This window comes from Pseudomonas sessilinigenes, assembly GCF_003850565.1.
GTDB lineage: Bacteria > Pseudomonadota > Gammaproteobacteria > Pseudomonadales > Pseudomonadaceae > Aquipseudomonas > Aquipseudomonas sessilinigenes.
The window spans coordinates 6,656,148-6,680,213 of sequence record NZ_CP027706.1; the positions used below are offsets into that span (position 1 = coordinate 6,656,148).

At 62.5% G+C, this 24,066-nt stretch carries 24 protein-coding genes; 15 read left to right on the forward strand and 9 right to left on the reverse strand.

Going from position 1 to position 24,066, the window contains the following annotated elements; all coding sequences use genetic code 11:
- Nucleotide 1 precedes the first annotated feature (1 nt).
- From C4K39_RS30280 to C4K39_RS31925, 7 genes are read left to right on the forward strand one after another with little or no spacing between them, the layout of a single operon-like run.
- On the forward strand, nucleotides 2-1,222 hold the full coding sequence (locus C4K39_RS30280; protein WP_124348208.1) for a glycosyltransferase family 4 protein: 1,221 nt from the start codon (nucleotides 2-4) through the stop codon (nucleotides 1,220-1,222).
- A complete protein-coding gene (locus C4K39_RS30285) occupies nucleotides 1,213-2,313 on the forward strand; it encodes a glycosyltransferase family 4 protein (RefSeq protein WP_124348209.1) in 1,101 nt (366 codons plus the stop codon). The genes C4K39_RS30280 and C4K39_RS30285 overlap by 10 nt, the downstream gene beginning before the upstream one ends.
- Nucleotides 2,313-3,731, forward strand: coding sequence for an O-antigen ligase family protein (locus tag C4K39_RS30290; RefSeq protein WP_124348210.1), 1,419 nt, complete (start codon nucleotides 2,313-2,315; stop codon nucleotides 3,729-3,731). Before C4K39_RS30285 ends, C4K39_RS30290 begins: the two co-directional genes overlap by 1 nt.
- Nucleotides 3,728-4,549 (forward strand): acyltransferase, encoded by an 822-nt coding sequence (locus C4K39_RS30295; RefSeq protein ID WP_068581560.1) that lies wholly within the window; start codon nucleotides 3,728-3,730, stop codon nucleotides 4,547-4,549. The genes C4K39_RS30290 and C4K39_RS30295 overlap by 4 nt, the downstream gene beginning before the upstream one ends.
- 10 nt (nucleotides 4,550-4,559) lie before the next feature.
- Nucleotides 4,560-5,975: a lipid II flippase MurJ gene (locus C4K39_RS30300; RefSeq protein ID WP_124348211.1), complete on the forward strand. Its 1,416-nt coding sequence runs from the start codon at nucleotides 4,560-4,562 to the stop codon at nucleotides 5,973-5,975.
- A gap of 16 nt (nucleotides 5,976-5,991) precedes the next feature.
- Nucleotides 5,992-6,942 carry a glycosyltransferase family 2 protein gene (locus tag C4K39_RS30305; RefSeq protein WP_068581566.1) on the forward strand — a complete coding sequence of 317 codons (951 nt, stop codon included), beginning with the start codon at nucleotides 5,992-5,994 and terminating at the stop codon, nucleotides 6,940-6,942.
- Nucleotides 6,911-7,285, forward strand: a complete 375-nt coding sequence (locus C4K39_RS31925) for a hypothetical protein (RefSeq protein WP_225926505.1) — start codon at nucleotides 6,911-6,913, stop codon at nucleotides 7,283-7,285. Before C4K39_RS30305 ends, C4K39_RS31925 begins: the two co-directional genes overlap by 32 nt.
- Nucleotides 7,286-7,331: 46 nt before the next feature.
- Here the strand turns inward: C4K39_RS31925 and C4K39_RS30315 are convergent, their stop codons facing one another.
- On the reverse strand, nucleotides 7,332-8,519 hold the full coding sequence (locus C4K39_RS30315; RefSeq protein ID WP_164487375.1) for a molybdopterin molybdotransferase MoeA: 1,188 nt from the start codon (nucleotides 8,517-8,519) through the stop codon (nucleotides 7,332-7,334).
- A 22-nt stretch (nucleotides 8,520-8,541) separates the two neighbouring features.
- Nucleotides 8,542-9,081, reverse strand: coding sequence for a molybdenum cofactor biosynthesis protein B (gene moaB / locus C4K39_RS30320; protein WP_068581573.1), 540 nt, complete (start codon nucleotides 9,079-9,081; stop codon nucleotides 8,542-8,544).
- Between the two features lie 245 nt (nucleotides 9,082-9,326).
- Here moaB and C4K39_RS30325 point away from each other — a divergent pair, with 245 nt between their 5' ends.
- Nucleotides 9,327-9,548: a YgdI/YgdR family lipoprotein gene (locus tag C4K39_RS30325; protein WP_068581576.1), complete on the forward strand. Its 222-nt coding sequence runs from the start codon at nucleotides 9,327-9,329 to the stop codon at nucleotides 9,546-9,548.
- 75 nt (nucleotides 9,549-9,623) lie between these two features.
- Here the strand turns inward: C4K39_RS30325 and C4K39_RS30330 are convergent, their stop codons facing one another.
- The 6 genes from C4K39_RS30330 to C4K39_RS30355 all read right to left on the reverse strand — a co-directional run bounded on the left by C4K39_RS30330 (nucleotide 9,624) and on the right by C4K39_RS30355 (nucleotide 13,925).
- Nucleotides 9,624-10,514 (reverse strand): pseudouridine synthase, encoded by an 891-nt coding sequence (locus tag C4K39_RS30330; protein WP_068581580.1) that lies wholly within the window; start codon nucleotides 10,512-10,514, stop codon nucleotides 9,624-9,626.
- Between the two features lie 77 nt (nucleotides 10,515-10,591).
- Nucleotides 10,592-10,912: a transcriptional regulator gene (locus C4K39_RS30335; RefSeq protein ID WP_068581585.1), complete on the reverse strand. Its 321-nt coding sequence runs from the start codon at nucleotides 10,910-10,912 to the stop codon at nucleotides 10,592-10,594.
- Between the two features lie 40 nt (nucleotides 10,913-10,952).
- Nucleotides 10,953-11,399, reverse strand: coding sequence for a S24 family peptidase (locus C4K39_RS30340; RefSeq protein ID WP_068581588.1), 447 nt, complete (start codon nucleotides 11,397-11,399; stop codon nucleotides 10,953-10,955).
- Between the two features lie 111 nt (nucleotides 11,400-11,510).
- The gene (locus C4K39_RS30345) at nucleotides 11,511-11,747 is read right to left on the reverse strand and encodes a glutaredoxin family protein (protein WP_124348212.1); all 237 of its coding nucleotides are present in this window, start codon (nucleotides 11,745-11,747) and stop codon (nucleotides 11,511-11,513) included.
- Between the two features lie 75 nt (nucleotides 11,748-11,822).
- On the reverse strand, nucleotides 11,823-12,794 hold the full coding sequence (locus C4K39_RS30350) for an acyltransferase family protein (protein ID WP_124348213.1): 972 nt from the start codon (nucleotides 12,792-12,794) through the stop codon (nucleotides 11,823-11,825).
- Between the two features lie 36 nt (nucleotides 12,795-12,830).
- Nucleotides 12,831-13,925: an acyltransferase family protein gene (locus tag C4K39_RS30355; RefSeq protein WP_068581595.1), complete on the reverse strand. Its 1,095-nt coding sequence runs from the start codon at nucleotides 13,923-13,925 to the stop codon at nucleotides 12,831-12,833.
- 243 nt (nucleotides 13,926-14,168) lie between these two features.
- Between C4K39_RS30355 and C4K39_RS30360 the strand changes: the two genes are divergently transcribed.
- Nucleotides 14,169-16,124, forward strand: a complete 1,956-nt coding sequence (locus C4K39_RS30360) for a monovalent cation:proton antiporter family protein (RefSeq protein WP_124348214.1) — start codon at nucleotides 14,169-14,171, stop codon at nucleotides 16,122-16,124.
- 59 nt (nucleotides 16,125-16,183) lie between these two features.
- On the opposite strand, the gene C4K39_RS30365 is transcribed toward C4K39_RS30360, so the two are convergent.
- Nucleotides 16,184-17,392, reverse strand: coding sequence for an ammonium transporter (locus tag C4K39_RS30365; RefSeq protein WP_068581600.1), 1,209 nt, complete (start codon nucleotides 17,390-17,392; stop codon nucleotides 16,184-16,186).
- 336 nt (nucleotides 17,393-17,728) lie between these two features.
- On the opposite strand from C4K39_RS30365, the gene C4K39_RS30370 reads away from it, so the two are divergent.
- The 6 genes from C4K39_RS30370 to C4K39_RS30395 all read left to right on the forward strand — a co-directional run bounded on the left by C4K39_RS30370 (nucleotide 17,729) and on the right by C4K39_RS30395 (nucleotide 23,980).
- Entirely contained in the window at nucleotides 17,729-18,043 is a 315-nt protein-coding gene (locus C4K39_RS30370; protein ID WP_068581604.1) for an ElaB/YgaM/YqjD family protein, read from the forward strand.
- A 1-nt stretch (nucleotide 18,044) separates the two neighbouring features.
- Entirely contained in the window at nucleotides 18,045-18,434 is a 390-nt protein-coding gene (locus tag C4K39_RS30375) for a phage holin family protein (RefSeq protein WP_068581605.1), read from the forward strand.
- Nucleotides 18,431-18,772 (forward strand): hypothetical protein, encoded by a 342-nt coding sequence (locus C4K39_RS30380; RefSeq protein WP_068581607.1) that lies wholly within the window; start codon nucleotides 18,431-18,433, stop codon nucleotides 18,770-18,772. The genes C4K39_RS30375 and C4K39_RS30380 overlap by 4 nt, the downstream gene beginning before the upstream one ends.
- 95 nt (nucleotides 18,773-18,867) lie before the next feature.
- Complete coding sequence (locus C4K39_RS30385) at nucleotides 18,868-20,031, forward strand: EAL domain-containing protein (protein ID WP_124348215.1); 1,164 nt, start codon at nucleotides 18,868-18,870, stop codon at nucleotides 20,029-20,031.
- Nucleotides 20,032-20,159: 128 nt separating this feature from the next.
- A complete protein-coding gene (locus C4K39_RS30390) occupies nucleotides 20,160-21,491 on the forward strand; it encodes a deoxyguanosinetriphosphate triphosphohydrolase (RefSeq protein WP_068581612.1) in 1,332 nt (443 codons plus the stop codon).
- Between the two features lie 764 nt (nucleotides 21,492-22,255).
- Entirely contained in the window at nucleotides 22,256-23,980 is a 1,725-nt protein-coding gene (locus C4K39_RS30395; RefSeq protein ID WP_124348216.1) for a ShlB/FhaC/HecB family hemolysin secretion/activation protein, read from the forward strand.
- The last annotated feature ends 86 nt before the right edge of the window (nucleotides 23,981-24,066 follow it).

The window sequence follows — 24,066 nt, forward strand, 5'->3', positions numbered from 1 at the left end:
CATGAAGATCCTCTGGACCCTACCCTACTTGCCCTGGCCAGCCACCAGCGGTGGCAAGACCCGGCAATATCACCTGCTGAGGGCCCTGGCTGCCCGCGGGCATCGCATCACCTTGCTGGTGCAATCCAAGACTCCCTTGGACGAAGCCTCGCGCGCCGCCCTGGAACCCTGGCTGGAACGCTTGATCGTGCTGCCGCGTCGCCCCCTGCGCAGCCTCAAGACCCTGCTGGCGGTGCTGTTCGCTCCTTATCCGATGCTCGCCACGATCAATGGCCTGGCCGAGCCGCTGCAACAGCGCTTTGATGAACTGCTGCGCGAGCACTGGGATGTGATCCAGATCGAACACAGCTACAGCTTCCAACCTTTTGAACAACCGCTGCGCCAGCATGGGCAAGACTTCATTCTCACCGAGCACAATGTCGAGTCGGCCCTGGGCGCCGCCAGCTACGACCGCCTTCCCGCGTGGTCCAAGCCCTTCACTCTCTATGATCAGTGGCGCTATCGGCGCTGGGAAAAACGCGTATTCCAGCAAGCGGCCAGGGTCGTCGCCGTGACCGAGCAGGATGCCGTAACCCTGACCCACTTGAGTGGCAAGCCGTCTGCGGTAGTGGTCAATGGCGTGGATTGCGGGCACTACGCCTCGGTCCAGCCGGACCTGGCCAGCCAGCGCCTGTTGTTTATCGGCAACTATGAATACAGCCCCAACCTGGACGCGGTGGAGTGGGCCCTGGACGAGATCATGCCGCGCCTGTGGGCGATCAATCCGCAAGTGCGCTTTGCCATCTGCGGCTATGCCCTGCCGGACAGTTTCCGCCAACGCTGGAGCGACGCCCGTATCGAGTGGCAGGGCTTCGTCCCCGACCTGCGGGAGCTGCAACGGCGTTCAACGCTGTTCTTCGCGCCACTGCGCCAGGGTGGCGGGTCCAAGCTCAAGGTCCTGGAGGCCATGGCTGCCGGCCTGCCAGTGGTGACCACCGCCCAGGGTGTCTCGGGGCTGCAAGTCGAGAATGGCCAGCACTACCTGGGCGGCGAGGACCCCGGCGCCCTGGCCCAGCTCCTGGTCCAGGCCCTGGCCGAACCACAGCGCCTGCAACGCATTGGCGCCGCCGGGCGCGACTATGTGGTGGCCAAGCATGACTGGAGCGCCGCCGCTGCCCAGCTCGAAGCGGTCTATGACCAACTCCCCTCTGTCAAAAAAGAAGAAGTGTCCGTATGCGCATAGGTCTGGATTACCGCCCCGCCGCGGGCTACAGCAACACCGGTATCGGCCGGCAGAACCTGGCGCTGGAAGACGCCTTGCGAGCCAACCCGCAGGTCAGCCTGCAACTGTTCGGCCTGGCCCCGGAAGACCATCCCCTGCGCCGCCGGGTGCATTGCCCGCGCTGGGGGGCGCCACTGCAAGGAGTCCACCGCCTGCCCGGGCGCTTGCGCTTCGAGGGTGGATTCCTGCCCGGTGCCCTGCGCGAAGCGGGTGTCGAGGTCTATATCTGCAATTTCAACATGGGCCTGCCATTGGGCAAGAAACCCCAGGGCCTGCGTTATGTGTTGCAACTGCATGACCTGTTCCAACTGACCCTGAGCAACAGCCATGGCTCCAAGCTCAAGGAGCGCCTCTATCGCCTGAGCGACCAGCTTTCCATCGGCTACTCGGTGAAACAGGCGGACCGTGTCTGGACACCTTCGCAATACACCGCCGACGAGCTGGTGAAACTGTTCCCCAGCGCCCGGGACAAGGTGCGGGTGCTACCGAACCTGGTACCCGGCTTCACCGGTGAGCCGGTCGACATCAAGGACCTGCAACTGCCCGAACGCTACTGGCTGGCCGTGGGTACCCGGGAGCCACGCAAGAACATACCCTGGTTCGTCGCCGCCTGGCAGGCCGCGCGCCAGCAATCGGCCGACGTTCCTGAGCTGGTGCTGATCGGTGCGGCGCAGCATTTGCCCAGCGAACTGCAGAGCGTGCCCGGCCTGCATTTTCTCAGTGACATCAGCGACGACCAGTTGCATGCCGTCTACCGCCAGGCCCAACGCCTATGGCAACCCTCCTATGCCGAGGGCTTCGGCCTGCCGGTGATCGAGGCCCTGAGTGTCGGTACCCCGGTGGCAGTGGCCACAGGCTCGGCACTGGATGAGATCACCCCGGCGGACAGCCCGCGCTTCTCGCCAACCGACAGTGATGCCCTGAGCCAACTGATGGTGCAGTTGGCCAACAGCGCCAAGGGCGATCCCCAGGCGCTGGAGTCCTGGGCCGCAGGCTATGCCCAAGGCGCTTATCGCCAACGCCTGGACGAACTGCTCGAGGAGCTCAAGTAATGCCCATTGCCTTGCCGCTGGCGCTGGTCTTCAGCCTGGTATTCGGCGTGCTGGCCTGGCTGCTGCCTGCCCTCAAGGTGCTGGTACTGATGGTCGGCATCGCTGCCGTGGTGACCGTGATCCGCAACCCCTTGCGCGGCCTGCTGTTGTTCGCCGCACTGGCGACCTTCCTGCCCTACTCCACGGTGCAGATCGGCCTGCGCACCACGATTTCCGAGGCCCTGCTGTTGTTGGTCTGGGCCAGCGTCCTGGCCCAGAACCTGTTTTCCAACCTGCCGCGTCCGCCGCGGCTGTTGCGCACCGAGAAGCTGTTGCTGGCGCTGATGGCCTTCAGTGCCCTGCCCTTCATCATTGGCCAATTGACGGTGAACGCCGAAGGCAACGGGCCGGTGAACTGGGTGCGCTGGCTGCTCAACCTGTCGGCGCTGTTCCTGGTGCCGCGGCTGTTGCAGGACAACAAGGCCCGGGAGCAATTGGTCTGCGGACTGTTGCTGGGCACCTTGCTGCTCCTGTTGCTGTCGATTCCGGTATTCCTGAAAAACGGCACCGCGACCGCCATGACGCCGATCCTGGAAAAACTCGGCTACGGGGGTATCGCCGTGCTTGGCGACAGCCTCAGCGCCCTGTCCAATCGCATGGGATCGCCGTGGATGCACCCCAACGTGACTGGCGGCGCCATGGCGCTGACCCTGCCCCTGGCCTTCTGCTTCGGCCTGACCCGTACCGGCTGGGAGCGTCGTCTGGGCCTGGGCGTAGCGCTGCTGGGGGCCGCCGGATTGCTGCTGTCGGGTTCACGCGGGGCCCTGCTGAGCTTGCTGGTGGTCCTGATCTGGATGGCTCGCCAGCGGGTGCCCTATACCGGGCGCATGCTCATGGGCGGCTTCGTGCTGGGCGCCTTGCTGTTGATGTCCTATCCGCCGCTGCAGGATCGCCTGCTGACCCTGTTCACCTCCAACGACGCCAGTACCAGCGTCCGGGTCGACGAGTACTCGCACTTCCCGGCAGCCATGGCGATGTTCCCCTTCGGTATCGGGTTCAAGGTCGACCCACCCGTTCCCGGTACCGGCCTGTGGGGGATTTCCAACCTGTGGTTGAACTACATCTACAAGATCGGCGTGCCCGGCATGCTGCTGTTCGTCGCGGTGATCTGGAGCTGGTGGCGGGAAACCCGCGCCCCCGGGCGGCAGGTACGCCTGACCCGCGACAACGCCCTCTGGCTCGGCAGTGGCGCAGGCCTGAGTGCCGCCTTGATCAGCGGCCTGTTCGACCACTATTTCAGCTTCACCCAGGTACTGGTGGCCCTGTTCTGGTTGTTGCTGGGCCTCAACCTGCATGAGGCCAGGCGCTTGCGACTCAAGGCCAATGCCGCGGCAGCCGGCACCACTCCAGAATCCCCCAGCTCAGGAATCCATTCATGAAACATCGCCTCTTTCACTCGCAGAACCTGAAACAGGCGCTGCCCGAATATGCGCAGAAAATGGGCGTAAGCCTCGAGGACCTGGAAGCGGCCTATCAGTGGATGCTGGAAAACGACGTGATCTTCGAGCAACCCCTCAAGGGCAACATCCTCACGTATGTCAGCTACCTGAACATCGAGTCGAAGATCGAACCACCCCTGCCCCGGCGCTTCTATGCCCTGCTGGGCCGCGAAGTCAAAGGGGCGCTGATTCCCATGTACGGGATCAATTGGCCGACCCTGCGCGACCGCATGCTGCGCACCTGGGAGCAGATGTACAACATCCTCATCTGCAAGATCCCCAGCCACACCCTGCGCCTGCTCTGGCTGCGCATGGGCGGGGCGAAGATCGGCAAGGGCTCCACGGTATGGCGCAACACCGAAGTGCTGGGTATCGACAGCCTGCGCATCGGCCAGGACAGTACCGTGGCCTGGCATTGCCAGTTGGATGCCCGCGGCGGGTTGATCATCGGCAATCACGTGACCATTGCGTCCCACGTGCTGATCATCGCCGGTGGCCATGACCTCAAGGAGCCGGAGTTCTGGGCGGTGGGCGGGCCGATCTATATCCATGACTACGCCTGGATCGCCAGTCGCGCCCTGCTGTCCTACGGCGCCGAGATCGGCGAGGGCGCAGTGGTCGGTGGCCAGTCGGTGGTGTCCAAGCCAATCCCGCCCTATGCCATCGTCAGCGGCCCGGATGCCGCGATCAAGGGCGAACGTTGCCGCGACCTCAACTACAAAGTGGGCGGCAAAGGCCTGTTCACTTTGTTCCACTGAAACGCTTTCCATGTTCGGCGCAACCTTGTGGCTGACCCTGGCCACCCTGACCGGACTTGCCGCGGGATTTGCCCGGGAATGGCTGTTGGTGGCCGCTTGGGGCGCCGGTGGCCAGAGCGACGGCTTCCTGGTGGCGATGTTCCTGCCCGAGGCCCTGCGCATGGCCCTGGCTGCCGGCCTGCTCAGCGCTGCCGCCTTGCCGCTGTATCAACAGCGCTCGCCCTCGGAACAACAGGCCTGGCTCAGCGCCCTGGCACCGCGCCTGCTGCTCTGCGGCCTGCTGCTGGCTGGCCTGCTCAGCCTTGGCGCCCCCCTCTGGGTACGCCTGATCGGCCCGGGCCTTGGCAGCGACGGTTATGCCCTGGCCAGCGGTGGCCTGCACTGGCTGGCCTGGTGCGCCCCGGGGTTCATCCTGCACAGCCTGTTCTGCGTCCCGTTGCAGGCGCGCTCGCGCTTTGTCCTGGCAGGGCTGGGCTCGTTGCTGTTCAACCTGCCACCCGTGCTCTACCTGGCCAGCATGCAGCATGCCGCCAGCCCCAGCGGGCTGGCGGCCGCCTGTGTGCTGGGCAGCCTGCTGATGCCCAGCGTGCTGCTGCCCTCCGTGCTGCGCGATGGTTGGCGTCCCTGGCGTCTTCAGGGAGCGCCAGGGGCCGGTCGCGAGCTGCTGCAACGCATAGGTCCGTTGCTAAGCAGCAACCTCGCCAGCCAGGGCCTGGCCTTGCTGGAACGCATGGCGGCCTCGCTGCTGGGTGAAGGGGCTGTCACCTGGATCAACCTTGCACGCAAGCTGATCAACCTGCCTCTGATCGCCCTGATGAGCCTCAACCAGGTACTGCTGGGCCTCATGAGCGGCAGTTCCGGGGAGCAGCGCCTGGATCTGTTGCGCAAAGGCCTGAGCAGTGCCACCTTGCTGACCATTCCAGCAGTGGTGGGCTTGATCGGTGCGGCGGCATCGCTGGTGCACCTGTTGCTGCCATCCCAGGCCGCCGACAGCCCCCTGCCGCATCTACTGGCGTGGTTCTCGGTGCCCTTGATGTTCGGCGCCTGGAATGCGCTGCTGGCACGCTATGCCTATGCGGCGGGAGATACCCGCATGCCCCTCAACTGCGAGCTGGCCGGCAGCCTGCTCAACGCCCTGCTGCTGGCCGCACTACCGTATTTCCTGGGCTTGATCGGCATCGCCCTGGCGGCCATCTGTGGCGTGCTGCTCACCGGCTTGTTGCTGATGCGGCGCCAGCAACTGCTGGGCCTGCTGCCGTGGCGCAGCCATTGGCTGATTGGCCTGTGCGGCATGTTGCTGGCAGCGCTGCTCCTGCATCCATTGACCTCGATCGCCTGGCAATTGGGCTTGAGCAGCGCCTGCGGCCTGTTGCTATTGCTGGGCCTGGCCGCCTGGTTGCGCCCCTGGCGCCAGAACCCGACCTGAACCGGAGGCAACGATCATGTCCACACTGCGCGTGGCCTGTGTGATCCCCACCTACAACGGTTGCCGGGACTTGTCCCGGCTCCTGGATTCCCTGGCCATCCAGAGTGCCGTCTTCGACACCCTGATCGTGGATTCCAGCTCCAGCGATGGCACCTACGAGCTGGCCATGTCCCGTTGTGCCAACGTACTGCGCATCGACAGTCGCGATTTCAATCACGGCGGCACCCGGCAATTGATGGTGGAGCGCAATGCCGACTACGACGTCTATGTCTTCATGACCCAGGATGCGTATCTGGCCGATGCCGAGGGCATCGCCAACATCGTCGCGCCCTTCGCCGACCCGCAAGTCGGTGCGGTATGCGGGCGCCAGTTGCCGCATCTGGATGCCAGCCCCCTGGCCACCCATGCGCGATTGTTCAACTACCCGCCGACCTCCCAGGTAAAGAGCCTGGCCGATGTACCGACGCTGGGTATCAAGACCGCCTTCATGTCCAACTCGTTCTCGGCCTATCGTCGCGAGGCACTGATGCAGGTGGGCGGTTTTCCCAACCATGTGATTCTTTCCGAGGACATGTACGTAGGCGCCAAGATGCTCCTGGCGGGTTGGAAGGTGGCCTATGAAGGCCATGCCTGCTGCCGCCATTCACACAACTACAGCCTCAAGGAAGAGTTCCGTCGCTACTTCGACATCGGCGTCTTCCACGCCCGCGAGCCATGGATCCGCCAGGCCTTCGGCGGCGCCGGCGGCGAAGGCTTGCGTTATGTCAGATCCGAGCTTGAGTTCCTTGGCGGCGATCGATTGCTGCAATGGCCAGGGTCGCTGCTACGCAATGCCTTGAAATTGTTCGCCTATAAACTCAGCCAGCAGGAACGCTATCTCCCCCTAGGCCTGAAGAAAAGACTGGGAATGTACAAGGGCTATTGGAACGGGCCCTATGCTTCTGCGCAGGCCAGGACGCTGCCGTAACTTTTCTGACTCAAAAAAGCGAAATGCCCTGATTGATCCGCTGGTGCCGATCAGTGACTGTGACCGACAGGCGCTGACGCCTCCAACAGGGAAGTACAACGTCATGAACGACAAGGGGCTTTATCCAGGATCGCACACACCACTCAACCCCATTAAAGGAAACGCCTGGCTCACAGGCAGCCCAGCCAAGGAACGCTACGAATCGCATCCCCCACATTCCAGGCTGCAATCGACACTCAAGCGCGTGGCCTGGCTGGCCCTGGCCGCGTCGCTAGTGGCCGGCCTGGTGACCTGGGGGTTTCATAGCCGTTTCGGCCTGCTGCTCTTGCTACTGTTACGTTGAGCTGGCTGCAATGGGCTCGCTTCGAGCGGGCCCATTGCTCCAGGCTTCAGTCCAGCAACTCGCTCAAGGGAATGAAACTGACCTGATCACCTTCGACCAGGGTCCGGCCTTCGAGCACCTCCACCAGGCCTTCCGCCCATGCTGCACTGCGCAAGACACCCGAACTCTGGTTGCGATAGATGATCGCCCGCCCTTGTTCCATGCGCCCTCGTAGATATTCGCGACGATTACCCGGCTGGGGCCAGGCGAATCCGGCTGCGACCTCGAAACGAAGGGGCTGGACCTGCTGTACACCTTGGCGCCGAAGCAGGTAAGGCCGCGCGAGCAAGGCGAAAGTCACCAGGGTCGATGCAGGATTGCCAGGCAGGCCGATCACCGGCACTCCACGAAAATGCCCGAAAGTCAGCGGCTTACCTGGCTTGATCGCCAGCTTCCACAGCGCCAATTCACCGGCCTCGCGCAGGGCCAAGCCAAGAAAGTCCGCCTCGCCCACCGATACGCCACCGGTAGAAAGGATCAGGTCAACGTCCTTGAGATCCGCCAGGCGCTGGCGGGTCGCTTCCAGATCGTCGGGCAGGATTCCGCCATCCAGCACTTCACACCCCAGGCGCTGCAACCAACTGCATAGCAGTACCCGATTGCTGTTGTAGATCTGTCCCGGGCCTAGGGACTGGCCCGGTTCCACCAGTTCATCGCCGGTGGACAACACCGCCACACGAACCCGTCGAACCACTTCCAACTCGGCACATCCCAGGGATGCCGCCAGGCCCTGCTCGATCGGCCCCAGGCGGGTACCGGCAGCGAGGACCTCCTCCCCCACCGTGGTTTCCTGGCCTTGGGGACGGATATTTTGCCCGCGCTTCAGAGGCTCGGTGAACAGCACGCGCTGGTCGTCCTGGACCTGGGCATTTTCCTGCATCTCGACGCAATCCGCGCCGGCCGGTACCGGAGCACCGGTAAAGATCCGCGCGCAGGTTCCAGGCTGCAGCGGCTCTGGCGCCTGCCCGGCGAAAATCCGCTGGCTGACCGGTAGGGGAAGCCCCTTCCAGTCTTCAAGACGCAGCGCATAACCATCCATGGCACTGTTAGGCCAGGGCGGCAGGTCCAGGCTGGAAACCAGCGGCTCGGCCAGTACCCGCCCATGGGTGGCCGCCAAAGGCAGGCGCTCACGCTCGGTGATCGCCGAGGCCTCGGCCATTGCCAGCAGACGCTCGAGTGCCTCTTCCACGGGCATCAACGCACCGAGCTTGCCTGGCTTACCCACGGGATTCACAGGGGGCCGCCTGCTTCAGGTGAGGTACGAAGTTGCAGGGTCGATGCCGTGAATCCAGTTGTTCGGCCAGAATGCCGTCCCAACCGGTACGCACTGCATTCGTGGAGCCTGGCAGGCAACACACCAGGGTTCCATTGGCCAAACCGGCCAAGGCCCGCGACTGCACGGTGGAGGTGCCGATATCTGCCACGGAAATCTGGCGGAACAGCTCGCCAAAACCATCGACCTGCTTATCCAACAGGCAAGTCACGGCCTCCGGGGTACTGTCACGACCGGTGAAGCCGGTGCCACCGGTGATCAGTACCACCTGTACCAGGTCATCGGCGATCCAGGTAGCGACCTGGGCGCGGATCTTGTACAGGTCATCCTTGAGCAGGACCCGTTCCGCCAGGCGATGGCCTGCGGCACTCAGGCGATCGACGAACAGTTGTCCGGAGGTGTCGGTCTCCAGGGTTCGGGTATCGCTGACGGTCAATACCGCAATGTTCAGCGGAGCAAAAGGTACATCAGCCTTGGCTTTCATAGGCTCGGTCCAGTGATGGGGGAAACAGGCCGGTGTTATATCACAGCACTTTGGAGCGTCGGCGCCTCTCCAGTAATCGGCCGATGATTCCCAGCCACGGCCAATCAGGCACAATGCGCCGCTTGCAATCAGCGAACGCCTGCGATCTGCCCGGCAACGTGGCAGAATGTCCCTGGCCAAGGAACTTGCAGGCGTTGTATACGTCTGAAGACCAGCACTCAAAGTACTTATTTCGGAGACACACAATGACTCAACGGACCCTCGCCACTCTCATGCTCGCACTGGGCCTGGCCACTCTCGCCGGCTGCGCCTCGCCGACAGTGCTCACCCTGAATGACGGTCGCGAAATCCAGGCCGTAGATACTCCCAAGTTCGACAAGGATTCCGGCTTCTACGAATTCGAACAGCTGGATGGCAAGCGGACTCGTATCAACAAGGATCAGGTCCGTACCGTCAAAGAACTGTAAGACTGACGACTGTCGATCTGAAAGCGACAAAACCCGCCTATAGCGGGTTTTGTCGTTTCTGGGCCCAGGGCAAGCTCACCAGTCGAGGCTGATGCGACTCTCGAATTCACGCGCCTGCCCAGTCAGCGGATCAGTGAAGCGCAGGCCCTGGGCCAGGAGTTTCAACGGCTGGCCCAGGTCATCCTCGACGTCCTTGAGCACCTCGGGGTAGAACGGATCATTGGCGATCGCTGCGCCAAGGGCGCTCATATGCACCCGCAACTGGTGCTTCTTGCCCGTTACCGGGTACAGGGCATAGCGCCACAAGTCGCCATGCTTTTCCCGGACATCGATAAGCGTCTCGGTGTTACTTACACCTTCAACCTCCTGCATGCGAAAGAACGGTTCCCCATCCACCAACCGGCTTTTATGCAGCAGCGGAAAAGCCAGCTCCGGCAAGGCCCGGGCAATGGCTTCGTAACGTTTCTCTATTTGCCGGGTCGGAAACAGCGCCTGATAGGCCGAACGGCTATCGGGGTTGGCAGAGAACAGCACCAACCCCGCCGTGTGCCGGTCGATGCGATGCAAAGGCACCAAATGAGGATTGTCCAGGCGCCGGATCAGACGCCGAAGCAAGGTCTGCTCGACATATTCCCCCGCCGGGGTCACCGGCAGGAAATGCGGTTTATCCGCTACCACCAGGTGTTCGTCGACATGCAGGATCGTCTCCTGGACCGGGATCACCTTCTCGTCCGGAACTTCCCGGAAATAGTGGATACGCAGGCCTTCGCGATAACCCAACTCCAGGGCGATGGGCTGGCCCTGGCTATCCAGTACCCGGCCACGAGCGATACGGTCCAGCCATTGTTCACGGCTGATGGCCTTGAAGTGATCGCACAGGCAGTCCAGCACCGTCGCCCAAGAACCTGGGGGTAGGTACAAGGTGCTGGCCTGATGCTGTGCCGCAGAAAAACTCGCGCAAGACATACAAAAACTCGAGGGATCGATCCAAAACGGCATTATCCAACAGCGATCCCCCACAGCCTAGGAACAGTTTGTCCCGTTCAGGCACAAGACTGCCTGGCCTGTGCAGCCGCCTCAGTAAACTCCTTGAGCCAGCGCAGTACATCTACCGCCTCCCACCGCCCCGGATCGTAAAGGGCATACAGCAGTCCCTGATACCCGACCACATCCAGTTGCCGATGATAGCCAGCGCGCTGGAACAGGGCTTCGATCTCGGCGAAGCAGGTATTGAAATGCAGTTTGTTGAAGGGTGTCTTGCCTTCAGTCACCAGCCCATCCAGGCGTAGCTCAAGCACCGCCTCACGGACCACATCGGTGGACATGCTGTTCACGCTATTTTTAAGTTGTTCGACATTGACCATCATTTATTCCTTTAACGATTCCGGGACTGCGCCCCATCCTTCAGGGCTGCTTGTGCCCGACATAACTGACCACCCACAGCACAACGCCCCAGATCTCTATGGAGTCCAGATCGTCCAGGACAATGGAAGGGATTGAAGGCCGCGCCGCCTTGAGCAACAGGCCACCGCGAGGGTCGGGAGCCAATAGGCGCAATGAATACTCGACATCACCTTCGGGCCGCACCACCAGGTACTGATCCACCACCGGTGCGGCCGAACGATCGACGATCAGCCGGTCCCCGGGATAGATCCCGAACCCCAGCAGGTTGTCATCGTCCACCAGCAAGCCATGAATTTGCGGGGCTCCGAGCCCCAGGGTCCGGTCCAGGGAAAATCCGCTGCCCGTGGGCTCATGGGCAATCGGGGCATGATCATTGGCGCCCAGCTCCAGGATGGGGGCTGGCAAGGGTTGCGAGCGTTCGATAGCGGTCAGGAAGGTGAGAGACATGACGAGGCTCCTCGATAACTGTATGGACATACAGTAAACGAATCATCGAATCTCGCCAATGAATTCCAACCAGGGGCGACCAACGGAAGCATCCGGGTGCCAAGGCCAGGCTCAGCGCAGGAAGGCTACCACTTGTTCAGCGTCGAACGGCCAACCCAGCTCCGCGCCGCTGTCCACCCGGCGCAACACCGGGATGCGCAAGCCATAGGTTTCGAACAGCTCCTGGCTCTCGGCGATGTCCACCAGTTCGACCAGCAGGCCGTGCTCCACCAGCGGCATCAGCTCGGCCTCGGCCAGTTCGCACAGGTGGCATCCAAGGGTGCCGAACAATTGGCATTCAGGGGGCATCGCGGGACAACCGTTGAATTGGGGAACAGGCGCCCATTGTAGAACCTGAAGGAAAAAGCCGTCGACCCGCCAGGGTCAAAGAATGAATCGCACTCGACGGCTGGCCAGGATCAGCAGCGGTGCCACGGCGAACGCCAACACCAGCACCAGCAGTGCCATCTGGTTGCCGTAGGCCAGCCCTGCCGACAGTGCGCCATAGACGAACCAGGGATGCACGTAATACACCGCCGACGACAACTTCGCGGGGTAACTGCTGTGGCTGGCCCTGAAGTAGGCCTGGGGCAGCAAAAACAGCGCCGGGGCGATCACCAGCAGCGATACGAGAAAATCGAAGTTCTGCTCGACATCGGCCCGAAGTGCAAAATTCAGCGCCGCCTCGCCCAGGATCAACACCAGTCCCAGGATCAGCCAGCCCCACAGGACTGGCCGGCCAACACGCTGCGCCAGCTGGTGGCGGGCAGACAGAAAACCGATGGCCATGAACGGAAACCCCATGAACAGGAAGTTGCGCGCGGTGTAGTCGTTCTGGTTGAAGTGCTGGACAAAAGCATTGGGCAACTCGAAGTAGACCCGCGCGTATTGCAGGCACAGGCCAATCAGGAACGCCACCAGCGCCAGGCCGATCAAGGCCCCCGAACGCCATTTGCGCAACATCAGCAATATCAGGCCACCACCGAGCATGCCCAGCAGATACCACAGGTGGAAATAACCAATCAGCAGCTTCTTCAGCACTCCCAATATCCCGCCGATACTGGCGATGGTCGCCGGATCGACGTACTGCGGGCTGTAGACCAGCATCCAGAACAGGTAGATCAGCAAGCCCCGCTTGAACCACTGGCCGAAGGAATGCCCGCCCTCCAGGGTCTGGTACAGGTAGTAGCCGTTGATGATGAAGAAGGTCGGCACCGCCACTCGGAACAGGCCGTTGCACAGCAGATAGCCGGCCCAGGTGTAGTTCCCCCCCAACAGCTTGCAGTGCAGCAGCACGACCATGACGGCCAGCAAGACCTTGAGGGCATCGAGATTTCCGTTGAGGACTTTCGACATGAAATGGCTACCCGAACAGGCAGGAGGAATCCCGGTCTACACCGGATCGTAGTGTTTGCGCTTGGTGCTCGAGCTGAAACGACGCTTGCAGTAGGCCGTAGCCCTATCAAGGATAGGCTTCTCATAGAACTGGTAGCCCACCCAGCCATAACAGACCACCGCCGCCATCATCAGCACCAGGAACACCAGGTTATCCACATAGCTGGCCGGCCACGCACCCACCACCTGCCAGGCCCGACCCACCACGCCCAGTACCAACAGATGGGACAAATAGATGGTGTAGGACATGTCGCCAGTGGCGGTCAAAAATCCCGGCATCCGGATCAGTTGCCGCCGCTCCAGCAACGCCAGGGACAGCACCAGGGTGCCGAAGGTCAGTCCTACTGCCAGCATTCTCGGCAGCCCCTCGGTCAGGAACAGCCGATTGGCGTAGATCAACGGGAACCCCACCAGCAAGGCCGCCGCCAGCGCTCCCCAGACCAGCGCCGCAGGCACCCTGGCGCTATGCGGGCCATAAAAGAACAGGGCCAGGGCACTGCCGACGATGAACTCCAATGCATAGGGATGCAGCATGATCTTCAAGGCCGGGGAGTAATCCTGCCAGTCCTGCAACAGGTTGAAGAGCACCAGTACCGCCGCCCATGACAACAGGATCAACGGCAGCAGCCGCTCCTTGAAGAACAGGAACAGGGTGAACATCAGGTAGAACCACAACTCGAACAACAGCGACCAGGCCACCATCACCAGCAGCACCCGGTCATTGGGCAACAGCAGGAAGGACATCCACAGGTTCGAACCGCCGTGGGAGCTGTTCACCAACGCCGGCTGCCACAGGTACACCCCCAGGGTGATGAAGAAATACAACCAGTAGGTGGGATAGATCCGCGATAGCCGGTTGAACAGGAAGCGCTGGGTCTCGACGCTTTTCTGGAAACGTCCGCGACTGACGATCACCATCACGAACCCGCTGATGACGAAGAACAGGTCGACCCCGAGCTGGAAGAAATCCAGAAAGACCGGCAGCAAGGTATCGCCACCGGAATACTTGGTCTCCACCGACATCATGTGGAACAGCACCACGCCCAGGACCGCGGCACCACGCAACCCTTGCAGTGAATACAGACGCTCCATATACCTCTCCGGCTCCTCACTGGCAGGGCCCGTCAGACCTTGGCAAAGACACGGCCATGCGTGGCCCCATGTTGCGTGCACAGCGTGCATCGACAGTGTCTGAGCATAGCGAAGGCTCGTGAAGATGAGACATTCTCGATAAAGAATGACTTGTGTCAGCGCGACCCTGCGTCGCTCGAGCGATCCTCCTGGCTTTTTTGCCTCTAGGCTTTGCCCTGCTCGCCCCTCGTCCGGAGATCGCCGTTGTTTGCCAATCTGTTGATCATTCTCGCCTCCTCACTGGTAGTCATTGCGCTGTTCCGGCGCCTGAGCCTGCCACCGGTACTGGGTTACCTGTCGGTGGGGCTGATGGTCGGCCCTACGGCCCTGGATTGGGTCAACGACAGCGAAGACCTGCCGGACCTGGCGGAACTGGGCGTGGTGTTCCTGTTGTTCTCCCTGGGCCTGGAGTTCTCCCTGTCGAAAATGCTCGCTCTGCGCCGCGTGGTGTTCGGCCTCGGCAGCCTGCAAGTGGCCTGTACCGGCCTGGTCCTGGGCGCGCTCCTGGCACTGTTCGGCATGCCGTTGAGCTCGGCCTTGATGCTCGGTACGGGGCTGGCGCTGTCTTCCACGGCCATCGTCAGCAAGGAGCTGACCAGCCTCGGCGAGATTTTCAGCAGCCATGGCCAGAATGCCATCGGCGTGTTGCTGTTCCAGGATGTGGTCGCAGTACTGCTGCTGACGCTGGTTCCGGTGTTCGCCGGCAATGCCGAGCAGGCCTGGTACTGGGCCCTGCCGGCGACCCTGGGCAAGACGGTCATCTTGTTCGTCGGCCTGCTGCTGGCCAGCCGCTGGCTACTGCCACGGCTATTTCATGAAGTCGCCGCCTCCCACTCCGCCGAGCTGTTCGTACTGCTGGCCCTGGTGATCGTCCTGCTGACCGCCTGGCTGACCCACCTGCTGGGCCTGTCGCCCGCCCTGGGAGCCTTCCTGGCCGGCATGCTACTGGGGGAAAGTCACTACCGGCATCAGATCGAGGCCGATATCCGACCCTTTCGCGACATCCTCCTGGGGCTGTTCTTCGTCAGCATCGGCATGCTCATCGACCTGCAACTGTTCATCGACCACAGCCTGCTGATCATCGGCCTGACCCTGGCCCTGCTGCTGATCAAGGGTACGGTGGTGGCCGCCCTGCTCAAACTGCGCGGCAGCGACGGTGAAACCGCCTGGCGCAGCGGCCTGGCCCTGGCCCAGGGCGGTGAATTCTGCTTTGCCCTGATGGCCCAGATGCAACTGGGCCAGATGATCCCGGCAGAAATCAGCAGCCTGCTGCTGGCCGCCACTTTCTGCTCGATGCTGCTGACGCCGCTGCTGTTGCGGGCCGCTCCGCTGCTCACCACGCGCTTGCATCGCAAGCCCAACCAGGCCGCGCAACTGGAAGAGATCAGCGCACAGAATGCCCAGCTGCAGGGCCATGTCCTGATCTGTGGTTATGGCCGGGTCGGCCAATCCATCGGGCGCTTCCTGCGCCACGAGCAATTGCGCTACATCGCCCTGGACGACGATCCCGTGCGGGTCCAGGAGGCCTCGGCGGCGGAAAGCTGCGTGCACTACGGCGATTGCCGGCGTGGCGATCTGCTCGCGGCGGTCGGCCTGGAACGGGCGCGCCTGCTGGTGATCGCGGTGGACAAGAGCGACATCGCCCTGACCGTACTCAAGGCCGCCCGGCGCCTGGACAGCGCCGTGCCGATCCTGGTGCGCACCCGGGACGACAGCCAACTGGCCGAGCTCAAGGCCGCCGGAGCCAATGCCGTGGTTCCCGAGCTGCTGGAGTCGAGCCTGATGCTCGCCTCCCACGCCCTGATCATGCTCGGCCTGCCCGAGCAACGCGTACAACGCACGGTGGATGAAGTGCGCCACAGCCGCTACCACCTGCTCCACGGCTTCTACCACGGCGGCCAGAGCGACACCCAAGACAACCGCGAGCCACCCACGGTGCAGATGCACGCCGTCAACCTGGACGCCGATGCCCACGCCTGCAGCCAGCCGCTGCAGTCCCTGGCCCTGGAGCAACTGGGGGTGGACATACGCGCCGTGCAGCGTCACGGCCATGACCTGCCCCTGTCTCCCGGCCTGCAGCTGCAGGCTGGCGATCGCATCCTGGTGTCCGGGCCACAGAGTGCCATCGAAGCATGCGAAGCACGCTTGCTGGGCGGTTAAGGGCGCAGCGGGCGCGTCCTGGACGGCAACGAGCCAGGCCGGCGGGCGACCCTGCAGCCCTACTCCTGATTGACCGCGCCGATCTTGTGCAGCGACAGGTCGGCGCCGTAGTACTCCTGCTCCTGGGTCAAGCGCAGCCCGCAAACGGCCTTGACCAGGCCGTACACGGCAAAGCCTCCCAGCAGCGCCACCAACACCCCAAGCGCGGTGCCCAGCAACTGGCTGGCCAGGCTCACACCTCCCAACCCGCCCAGCGCACTCTGGCCGAAGATCCCGCAGGCGATACCGCCCCAGACCCCACACAACCCATGCAGAGGCCAGACCCCAAGCACATCGTCGATCTTCCATTTGCCCTGGGCTGCGATGAAACACCAGACGAACAGGGCCCCGGCAATCGCCCCAGTGACCAGGGCTCCCACCGGATGCATCAGGTCCGAGCCGGCGCAGACCGCGACCAACCCCGCCAGTGGACCGTTATGCAGGAACCCGGGGTCGTTGCGCCCGACGATCAACGCTGCGACCGTACCGCCGACCATGGCCATCAACGAGTTGACCGCCACCAAACCGCTCAGGCCTTGCAGGGTCTGGGCACTCATCACGTTGAAACCGAACCAGCCAACGATCAGGATCCACGAGCCCAGGGCGAGGAAAGGGATGCTCGACGGCGCGAACGCAACCAGCTTGCCATCGCGATAACGGCCATGGCGCGGCCCCAGCAACAGTACCGCCGCCAGTGCCAGCCAGCCGCCCATGGCATGCACCACCACGGAACCTGCGAAGTCGTGGAAACCGGCACCCAAGTGCACCTGCAACCAGGCTTGCACGCCGAAATTGCCGTTCCAGACCAGGCCCTCGAAAAACGGATAGACGAATGCGACGATCAGCACCGTGGCGCACAATTGCGGGACAAACCGCGCGCGCTCGGCGATGCCTCCAGAGATGATCGCCGGGATCGCTGCCGCGAAGGTCAACAGGAAAAAGAACTTCACCAGGCCGTAGCCGTGATCGCTGCTAAGTACCGCGGCCGGTTGCAGGAAGCTCACACCGTAGGAGATCCAGTAGCCTATAAAGAAATAGGCCAGGGTCGAGACAGCAAAATCGCTGAGGATCTTCGACAGGGCATTGACTTGGTTCTTCTGCCTGACCGTGCCCACTTCGAGGAAGGCGAAACCGGCGTGCATGGCCAGGACCATGACCGCCCCGATCAGGATGAACAGGGTGTTGGAACCGTGGACCAGGGTGTCCACAGCGCTTTGCAGGTTTTCCATGGAGTAGGCAGATCCGGTAATGGCCGTCGGCTCGCGCAAGCCTTGCAACGCCGCCCCTGCACCAAGTTGGCTCGCGGACACCCAACAGCTGTATCCGGTGAACCGTTTTGGCGCGCAAGGGGCCGTAAGCAGCGCCGCACGCAAGAAAATGACCTGGGGTTGTGATTCACTCGGCCAGGGTTTGCGCGGTCCACAGCGCTTTCCCCGCTCGTTTTCAGCGCAGGCTCGAGAACCTGCGCACCAGGACAAAGCAAAAGCTGTACCAGGCAATTACAGTGAACCTTCATTCAGGGCTCATACTCATAGCTCACACAAGCCACTTAAGGAGGCAGCAGCATGGCCAGCAAAACGGCAAAGACGGCTCAAGAAGTACTGATGGCGGATTTTCAGGCACTGGTCAGTGACACCGAACGTCTGCTGGAGCACACCGCAACCCTGGCCGGCGACCAGGCCGACGAGTTACGCGAGCAGATCCACGAAAGCCTGCTCAAGGCCCGGGAAACCCTGCAACTGACCGAAGACTCCCTGCGCCAGCGTGGCCAGGCCGCGGTCACCGCCGCGCAAGACTACGTGCAGGCCAATCCCTGGCAGTCGGTGGGCATCGCCGCCGGGGTGGGCTTCCTGATTGGCCTGCTGGCGACACGGCGCTGATATGGCGATCGATGAATCCAACGCCTCCGGCCATGGCCCGAGTGCATCCTCACGACGCCTGGGAGCGGCGGTCCTGGGCCTGCTGCACAGTCACGTCGAGCTGTTCGGCATCGAGTTGCAGGAGCAAAAAGCCCGGACAGTGAGCCTGCTGCTGTTCGCCGGCCTGGCCCTGGTATTCGCCTTGCTGTTGCTGGTAGGGCTCTCGGCGCTGGTGTTGATCCTGCTGTGGGACAGCTATCGCCTGGCCGGGATCATCGGCCTGTGCGTGTTCTATGCCCTGGCAGCGATCTTCTGCGGCTTGCGCCTGAAATCGGCGGTGTTCGACGAATCATCGCCCTTCCATGCCACCCTTCAGGAGCTGGCCAATGACCGGGAGCGCCTGTTGCCATGAACCTGCCTGAAATTCCACAGAACAGCTCCCGCCGGGAAATGCGCAAGGCCCTGATCCGCCTGCGCATGGAAATGCATCGCCAGGAGATCCGCCACGAATCCCAGCAACTGCTGCAACCGCTGCAACGCATGCGCAACCTGGGACAAAGCTGGCAGGACGGCCTGGGCATCAAGCACGCCCCTCTCTGGGGCGTGGCAGTGGTGACCTTGCTGGGCTTCATCACCGGCAAGGGCGTCAAGAACGGTGGCACCAGCAGCCTTGCCCGCCTGGTGCGCCTGGGTACCAGCCTGATGCCGCTGATCAAGCTGGTGTTGCAGGGCTCTTCGCGCAAAACCTGATCAGCCTCATCTGGCTGCATTCTTGCTAAGCAACCCGGACCGGCCCTGAACCAGGTGCTGGTCCATGCCGTTTTGACGCCCTATGAGGAGGCCTTGTGATCGACGGGCAACCGCTCGCCTGTTTCCAGCCATTCATCGACACCGCCACCGGGCGCATCGCCGGGGTCGAGGCCCTGGGGCGCCTGCGCCTGGGCAACGACCAACTGGTATCGGTAGGTCCGTTGTTCAGCGAACCACGCACCCCGGCCAGTGCCTTGCGCCGACTCGACCGCCAGATCCGCGAGGATGCCCTGCGGCGCCTGCACCAGGCCCCGGAGGACTGGTTCCTAAGCCTGAACATCTCGCCACGCTGGATCAGCCTGTTGCGGCCCGGTCAGCCACTGCCAAGCCTCAAGCAACTGCAACACCACCACATCGATCCGCGACGCATCGTCTTCGAGATCACCGAGCTGGGCGGGAACAGCCAGCGCCTGGCCCAGGTCGTGGAGCGTTATCGCCAGGCCGGGGCGAGGATCGCCATCGACGACTTCGGCGCCGGCTACTCGCAACTCGACCGGGTACTGGCCCTGCAACCGGACATCCTCAAGCTCGACATGCGGCTGTTCCAGGCCGCGGCCCGTGGCGGCCCCAGCAGCGATGTGGTCAAGGCCCTGGCGCAGATGGCCGAGAAAACCGGCTGCTGGATCATCGCTGAAGGCGTGGAGACCGAAGCCGAGCTGGACTTCGCCCTGGAATGCGGATCACGTTATGTGCAGGGCTTCCTGTTCGCCCAGGCCCAGGAAGGGTTCTTTGCCAGCGACACCTTCGTCCAGCCCTTCGCACGCCTGCGCGAACGCTATGTGCGCGACAAGCTCGAGGAGCGCCATCGCCTGATGCGCCTGCGCCAGCAATTGGCGCAACTGATGAACCTGCTGCAGCCATGGGCCCTGGCCCAGGCCCCCGTCAGCCAACTGCCCAGGCTCGAGGCCTTTCCCTGGCTACTGCGCTTCTATCAGTGCGACCGCCACGGCACCCAGCTGACTCCGAACCTGGAACGGCGCCACGGCGCCTGGCACGTCGACACCAGCTATGTCGGCCACAACTGGTCCTGGCGCCCGTACTTCTACCACCTGCTGGCCGAAGGTTGGGAGGAACGCCGGCTGATTCTTTCCAGCACCTATCGCGATGCCACCAGCAACCAGTATTGCCTGACCGCCGGCCAGTTCTTCGCCAACGGCCAGCGCCTGCTACTGATCGATATCGATGCCGCCGGGCTCTAGCGACCCGCCGATCGCTGCGCCGCGCCGATCCGCGGCATTTACTTGCACAGCAGCCCCTACGCCCTCTTGCAGCCAAGCGCGGGAACCCGGAAGCTGGGCACTTTGTGTTTTCTTCGGAGAGACCCGCCTTGGATTGGCAGACCCTGCTCAACCGCGAACGCCTCGGAAAGCCAGTGCACAGCCCGGAAGAACTTGGCCGTAGCCCTTTCCACAAAGACCATGACCGCATCATCTTTTCCGGCGCCTTCCGCCGCCTGGGCCGCAAGACCCAGGTGCACCCGGTATCCAGCAACGATCATATCCATACGCGCCTGACCCACTCCCTGGAGGTCAGTTGCGTCGGCCGCTCCCTGGGCATGCGCGTCGGTGAGACCCTGCGCAACGCCCTGCCCGAGTGGTGCGAACCCAGTGACCTGGGCATGGTGGTGCAATCCGCTTGCCTGGCCCACGACATCGGCAACCCACCCTTCGGCCACTCCGGCGAGGATGCCATCCGCCATTGGTTCCAGCAGGCGGCCGGGCGTGGCTGGCTCGATGCGATGAGCGAGGCCGAGCGCCTGGACTTTCTCAATTTCGAGGGCAATGCCCAGGGTTTCCGGGTCTTGACCCAACTGGAATATCACCAGTTCGATGGCGGTACCCGACTGACCTACGCCACCCTGGGCACCTACTTGAAATACCCCTGGACCGCGCACCATGCCGACGCCCTGGGCTACAAGAAACACAAGTTCGGCTGCTACCAGAGTGAACTGCCCCTGCTCGAACAGATCGCCCACAAGCTGGGCCTGCCGCAGCTGGAGGAGCAACGCTGGGCCAGGCATCCCCTGGTGTACCTGATGGAAGCTGCAGACGACATCTGCTACGCCTTGATCGACCTCGAGGACGGCCTGGAGATGGACCTGCTGGAGTACGCCGAGGTCGAATCCCTGTTGCTCGGCCTGGTAGGCGACGACCTGCCGGAAACCTACCGCCAGCTCGGCCCCGAGGATTCGCGCCGGCGGCGCCTGGCGATCCTGCGGGGCAAGGCCATCGAGCACCTGACCAACGCGGCGGCCCGTGCCTTCGTCGAACAGCAGGACGCGCTGCTGGCCGGCACCCTGCACGGTGACCTGGTGGAACACATGCACGGCCCCGCCAAGCGTTGCGTACTCAACGCCAAGGACATGGCCCGCAAGAAAATCTTCCAGGACAAGCGCAAGACCCTGCACGAGATCGGCGCCTATACCACCCTGGAGATTCTCCTGAACTCCTTCTGTGGCGCTGCGCTGGAACAACATGGCGGCAGAACGCCTTCATTCAAGAACCGGCGGATCCTCGACCTGCTGGGTAACAACGCACCGGACCCGAGCTGGCCTTTGCACAAGTCTTTCCTGCGGATGATCGATTTCATCGCTGGCATGACCGACAGCTACGCCAGTGAAATGGCCCGGGAAATGACCGGCCGCTCCAGCCCGCAGTAATCTCCGCTACCCGGCACCTCGCCCTCGCGGCAGGTGCCTGATATCAACCACGACACCTGCCCCGCGACTAAGGGATTCCCCTAGTCCATCTAACGAAGGCTGCGCCTGAATACTGGCAAGACATTCCCGCCAGGCTCCCGAAAACACCCATAGATCGCCGCAAGCAATACAACCGAATGATTCTAAGGAAAACCCTTAGTTTAAAAACGAAATCACCCTAAATAAAAAATAGAGCAACAACTCAACTAACAAGACAAACCGCAAGATGAAACTAGTTAGTTCACTACTGAATATTCCAAAAGACTCACAAAATTAAACATCTCCACCCTAAATCCATCAGGCGTCCCACCTTCCAGCATCTGTCATTTCTGGCGAAAGCCTTGCCAGCAAAGGCCAGGAGTAAAATTTAGTTAGCCTTCTATGCGTTTACAATTTACGTACAAATAGTACTTTTGGTTTCGGATAGTCTCGATTTCAACAGGAAATTTCCCCGCTGAACGCCCTCCATAAAAATAAATCCGCGCTGCGCTGTAACGTTTCCACGGCTACTCACTCAACCCTTTTGTCATACCTGAAACTGCACTGAATCACCCGGTACTCACTCAGGAACTGTCACTCTCGAGCACTTGAACATTGCTCCTCGATATAGCTGTCGTTGGGATTTGATGTTCATAGGGCAGAACTAAAAGCGACGTCACTAGTTGAGCCCGCTAACCGGCTTCTCTGTTGTTCGTCACTTGGCCTTTTTACAGTAAGGACACCAAGTGCCCCATTCATCACGTACTGAACGCTCTCTTCCTATTCGCACCGGCGGTTGGGGCCTGGTTTGTTTGCTGGGCCTGGCGTACCTGGGCCCGGCCCAGGGCGACGACTTGCAACCCGGCCAGGAAGCCCTGCGCCTGCAACAGCAGCAACAACAGAACCTGCAACAGCTGCAATTGGAACAGCGCCAGCGACAGATGCAACGGGGCAGCTTCAGCGGTACCAAGACCGAGGCCGGCGTGCCCGAACAAACCGCCAGCGACAGCCGTTGCTGGCCGTTGAGCGGTACACGCATCGGTGGCGTCAGCCTGTTCGACAAGAGCCGCGTCAATGCCTTCATCAAGCCGTACGTGGCGCCGTGCATGGGGGTCAACCAGATCAACCAGTTGCTGGCCGCCCTCACCCGCCTCTATGTGGAGGCCGGCTACATCGCCAGCCGCCCCTACCTGGCCAGCGCTCCGGCCGCCGGGCACAGCCTGGATATCCTGATCGAGGAAGGCTACGTCGAGGCCATCGAACTGGCCGACCAGAGCCTGCCAGTGTCGTTGCGCGGGGCGTTCCCGGGAGTGCTCGGCAAGCCCCTGAACCTGCGGGACCTGGAACAGGGGCTGGACCAGTTGAATCGCCTGCGTTCGCTGGACCTGACTGCCGATATCGCCCCGGGCAGCCAACCTGGCGCTTCGCGGATCATCCTGCGCTCACGCAGCAGCGCTGCGCGCTGGGGCCTGGGACTTGGCCTGGACAACCTCGGCAGCGCCGGCACCGGGCGCGACCGCCAGTCATTGAACTTCAACCTCGACAGCCCCTTGCAGCTCAACGATGCGCTGAACCTGAACTACAGCGACACCCTCAACCAGGGGCCACGCTACAGCCGCAGCAGCAGCCTGTTCTACTCCGTGCCCTATGGCTACTGGACCTACAGCCTGTTCGCCAGCCATGCCGAATACCGCTCGCCGCTCAAGCTGGCCCGCACCACCCTCTACAACAGCGGCCGTACCGACATGGTCAGCGCCCGTGCCGACCGGGTGCTGTGGCGCGGCCAGGGCCACCAGCTCAGCGCCAACCTGCAACTGGCCTACAAGGACGTCGACAGCTACCTGCAAAAAGCCCATCTGCAGATCCAGAGCCCGACCCTGACCGTGGCCGAGACCGGGCTCAACCTGTTCTGGCTCAACAGCGCGGTATGGAACCTGGACGTCAACTATGCCCAGGGCTTGACCTGGTTCGGTGCCGACCGCGACTCGCAACAAGTACAACGCAACCTGCCCAAGGCACAGTTCCACAAGTACCGCGCCAGCCTCAGCCAATGGCGCAACGGGCAACTGGGCGGCCAACGCTGGCAATGGCAGAGCCAACTCTCGGCGCAGTACAGCCCGGACCCGCTGCCAGCGATCGAGCAACTCCTGGCCACCGACGATTCGGCGGTGCGCGGTTACCGAGTCAACAGTGTCTCCGGGGCCATCGGCGCGGTGTGGCGCAACACCCTGCGCCTGCCCCTGGACAGCGACCTGCCGGTGAAACTCACCCCACGCCTGGCCCTGGACAACGGCTGGATCAAGGCCGACCACGGCGCCCAGAGCCGACACCTCGCCGGTGCCAGCGTGGGCTTGAACCTGGCCTGGAAAAAACTGCAGCTGGACCTCGACTACCAACGCAGCCTGCAAACGCCGCAGGGCCTGCGAACGGAGCCGGAAACCTGGCTGGCCAGGATCAGCCTGCAGATCTGACCAACCGCCGATTTAGCCTGAATCAATCGATGAACCTGAGCCCCATGGGCCGTTGACCACAGAAAGCAACGCCCGGCTCACCTACT

Coding starts and splice junctions, on each gene's coding strand:
- C4K39_RS30280 (WP_124348208.1), top strand. CDS start 2: ATGAAGATCCTCTGGACCCTACCCTACTTGCCCTGGCCAGCCACCAGC.
- C4K39_RS30285 (WP_124348209.1), top strand. CDS start 1,213: ATGCGCATAGGTCTGGATTACCGCCCCGCCGCGGGCTACAGCAACACC.
- C4K39_RS30290 (WP_124348210.1), top strand. CDS start 2,313: ATGCCCATTGCCTTGCCGCTGGCGCTGGTCTTCAGCCTGGTATTCGGC.
- C4K39_RS30295 (WP_068581560.1), top strand. CDS start 3,728: ATGAAACATCGCCTCTTTCACTCGCAGAACCTGAAACAGGCGCTGCCC.
- C4K39_RS30300 (WP_124348211.1), top strand. CDS start 4,560: ATGTTCGGCGCAACCTTGTGGCTGACCCTGGCCACCCTGACCGGACTT.
- C4K39_RS30305 (WP_068581566.1), top strand. CDS start 5,992: ATGTCCACACTGCGCGTGGCCTGTGTGATCCCCACCTACAACGGTTGC.
- C4K39_RS31925 (WP_225926505.1), top strand. CDS start 6,911: ATGCTTCTGCGCAGGCCAGGACGCTGCCGTAACTTTTCTGACTCAAAA.
- C4K39_RS30315 (WP_164487375.1), bottom strand. CDS start 8,519: ATGCCCGTGGAAGAGGCACTCGAGCGTCTGCTGGCAATGGCCGAGGCC.
- moaB (WP_068581573.1), bottom strand. CDS start 9,081: ATGAAAGCCAAGGCTGATGTACCTTTTGCTCCGCTGAACATTGCGGTA.
- C4K39_RS30325 (WP_068581576.1), top strand. CDS start 9,327: ATGACTCAACGGACCCTCGCCACTCTCATGCTCGCACTGGGCCTGGCC.
- C4K39_RS30330 (WP_068581580.1), bottom strand. CDS start 10,514: ATGTCTTGCGCGAGTTTTTCTGCGGCACAGCATCAGGCCAGCACCTTG.
- C4K39_RS30335 (WP_068581585.1), bottom strand. CDS start 10,912: ATGGTCAATGTCGAACAACTTAAAAATAGCGTGAACAGCATGTCCACC.
- C4K39_RS30340 (WP_068581588.1), bottom strand. CDS start 11,399: ATGTCTCTCACCTTCCTGACCGCTATCGAACGCTCGCAACCCTTGCCA.
- C4K39_RS30345 (WP_124348212.1), bottom strand. CDS start 11,747: ATGCCCCCTGAATGCCAATTGTTCGGCACCCTTGGATGCCACCTGTGC.
- C4K39_RS30350 (WP_124348213.1), bottom strand. CDS start 12,794: ATGTCGAAAGTCCTCAACGGAAATCTCGATGCCCTCAAGGTCTTGCTG.
- C4K39_RS30355 (WP_068581595.1), bottom strand. CDS start 13,925: ATGGAGCGTCTGTATTCACTGCAAGGGTTGCGTGGTGCCGCGGTCCTG.
- C4K39_RS30365 (WP_068581600.1), bottom strand. CDS start 17,392: ATGGAAAACCTGCAAAGCGCTGTGGACACCCTGGTCCACGGTTCCAAC.
- C4K39_RS30370 (WP_068581604.1), top strand. CDS start 17,729: ATGGCCAGCAAAACGGCAAAGACGGCTCAAGAAGTACTGATGGCGGAT.
- C4K39_RS30375 (WP_068581605.1), top strand. CDS start 18,045: ATGGCGATCGATGAATCCAACGCCTCCGGCCATGGCCCGAGTGCATCC.
- C4K39_RS30380 (WP_068581607.1), top strand. CDS start 18,431: ATGAACCTGCCTGAAATTCCACAGAACAGCTCCCGCCGGGAAATGCGC.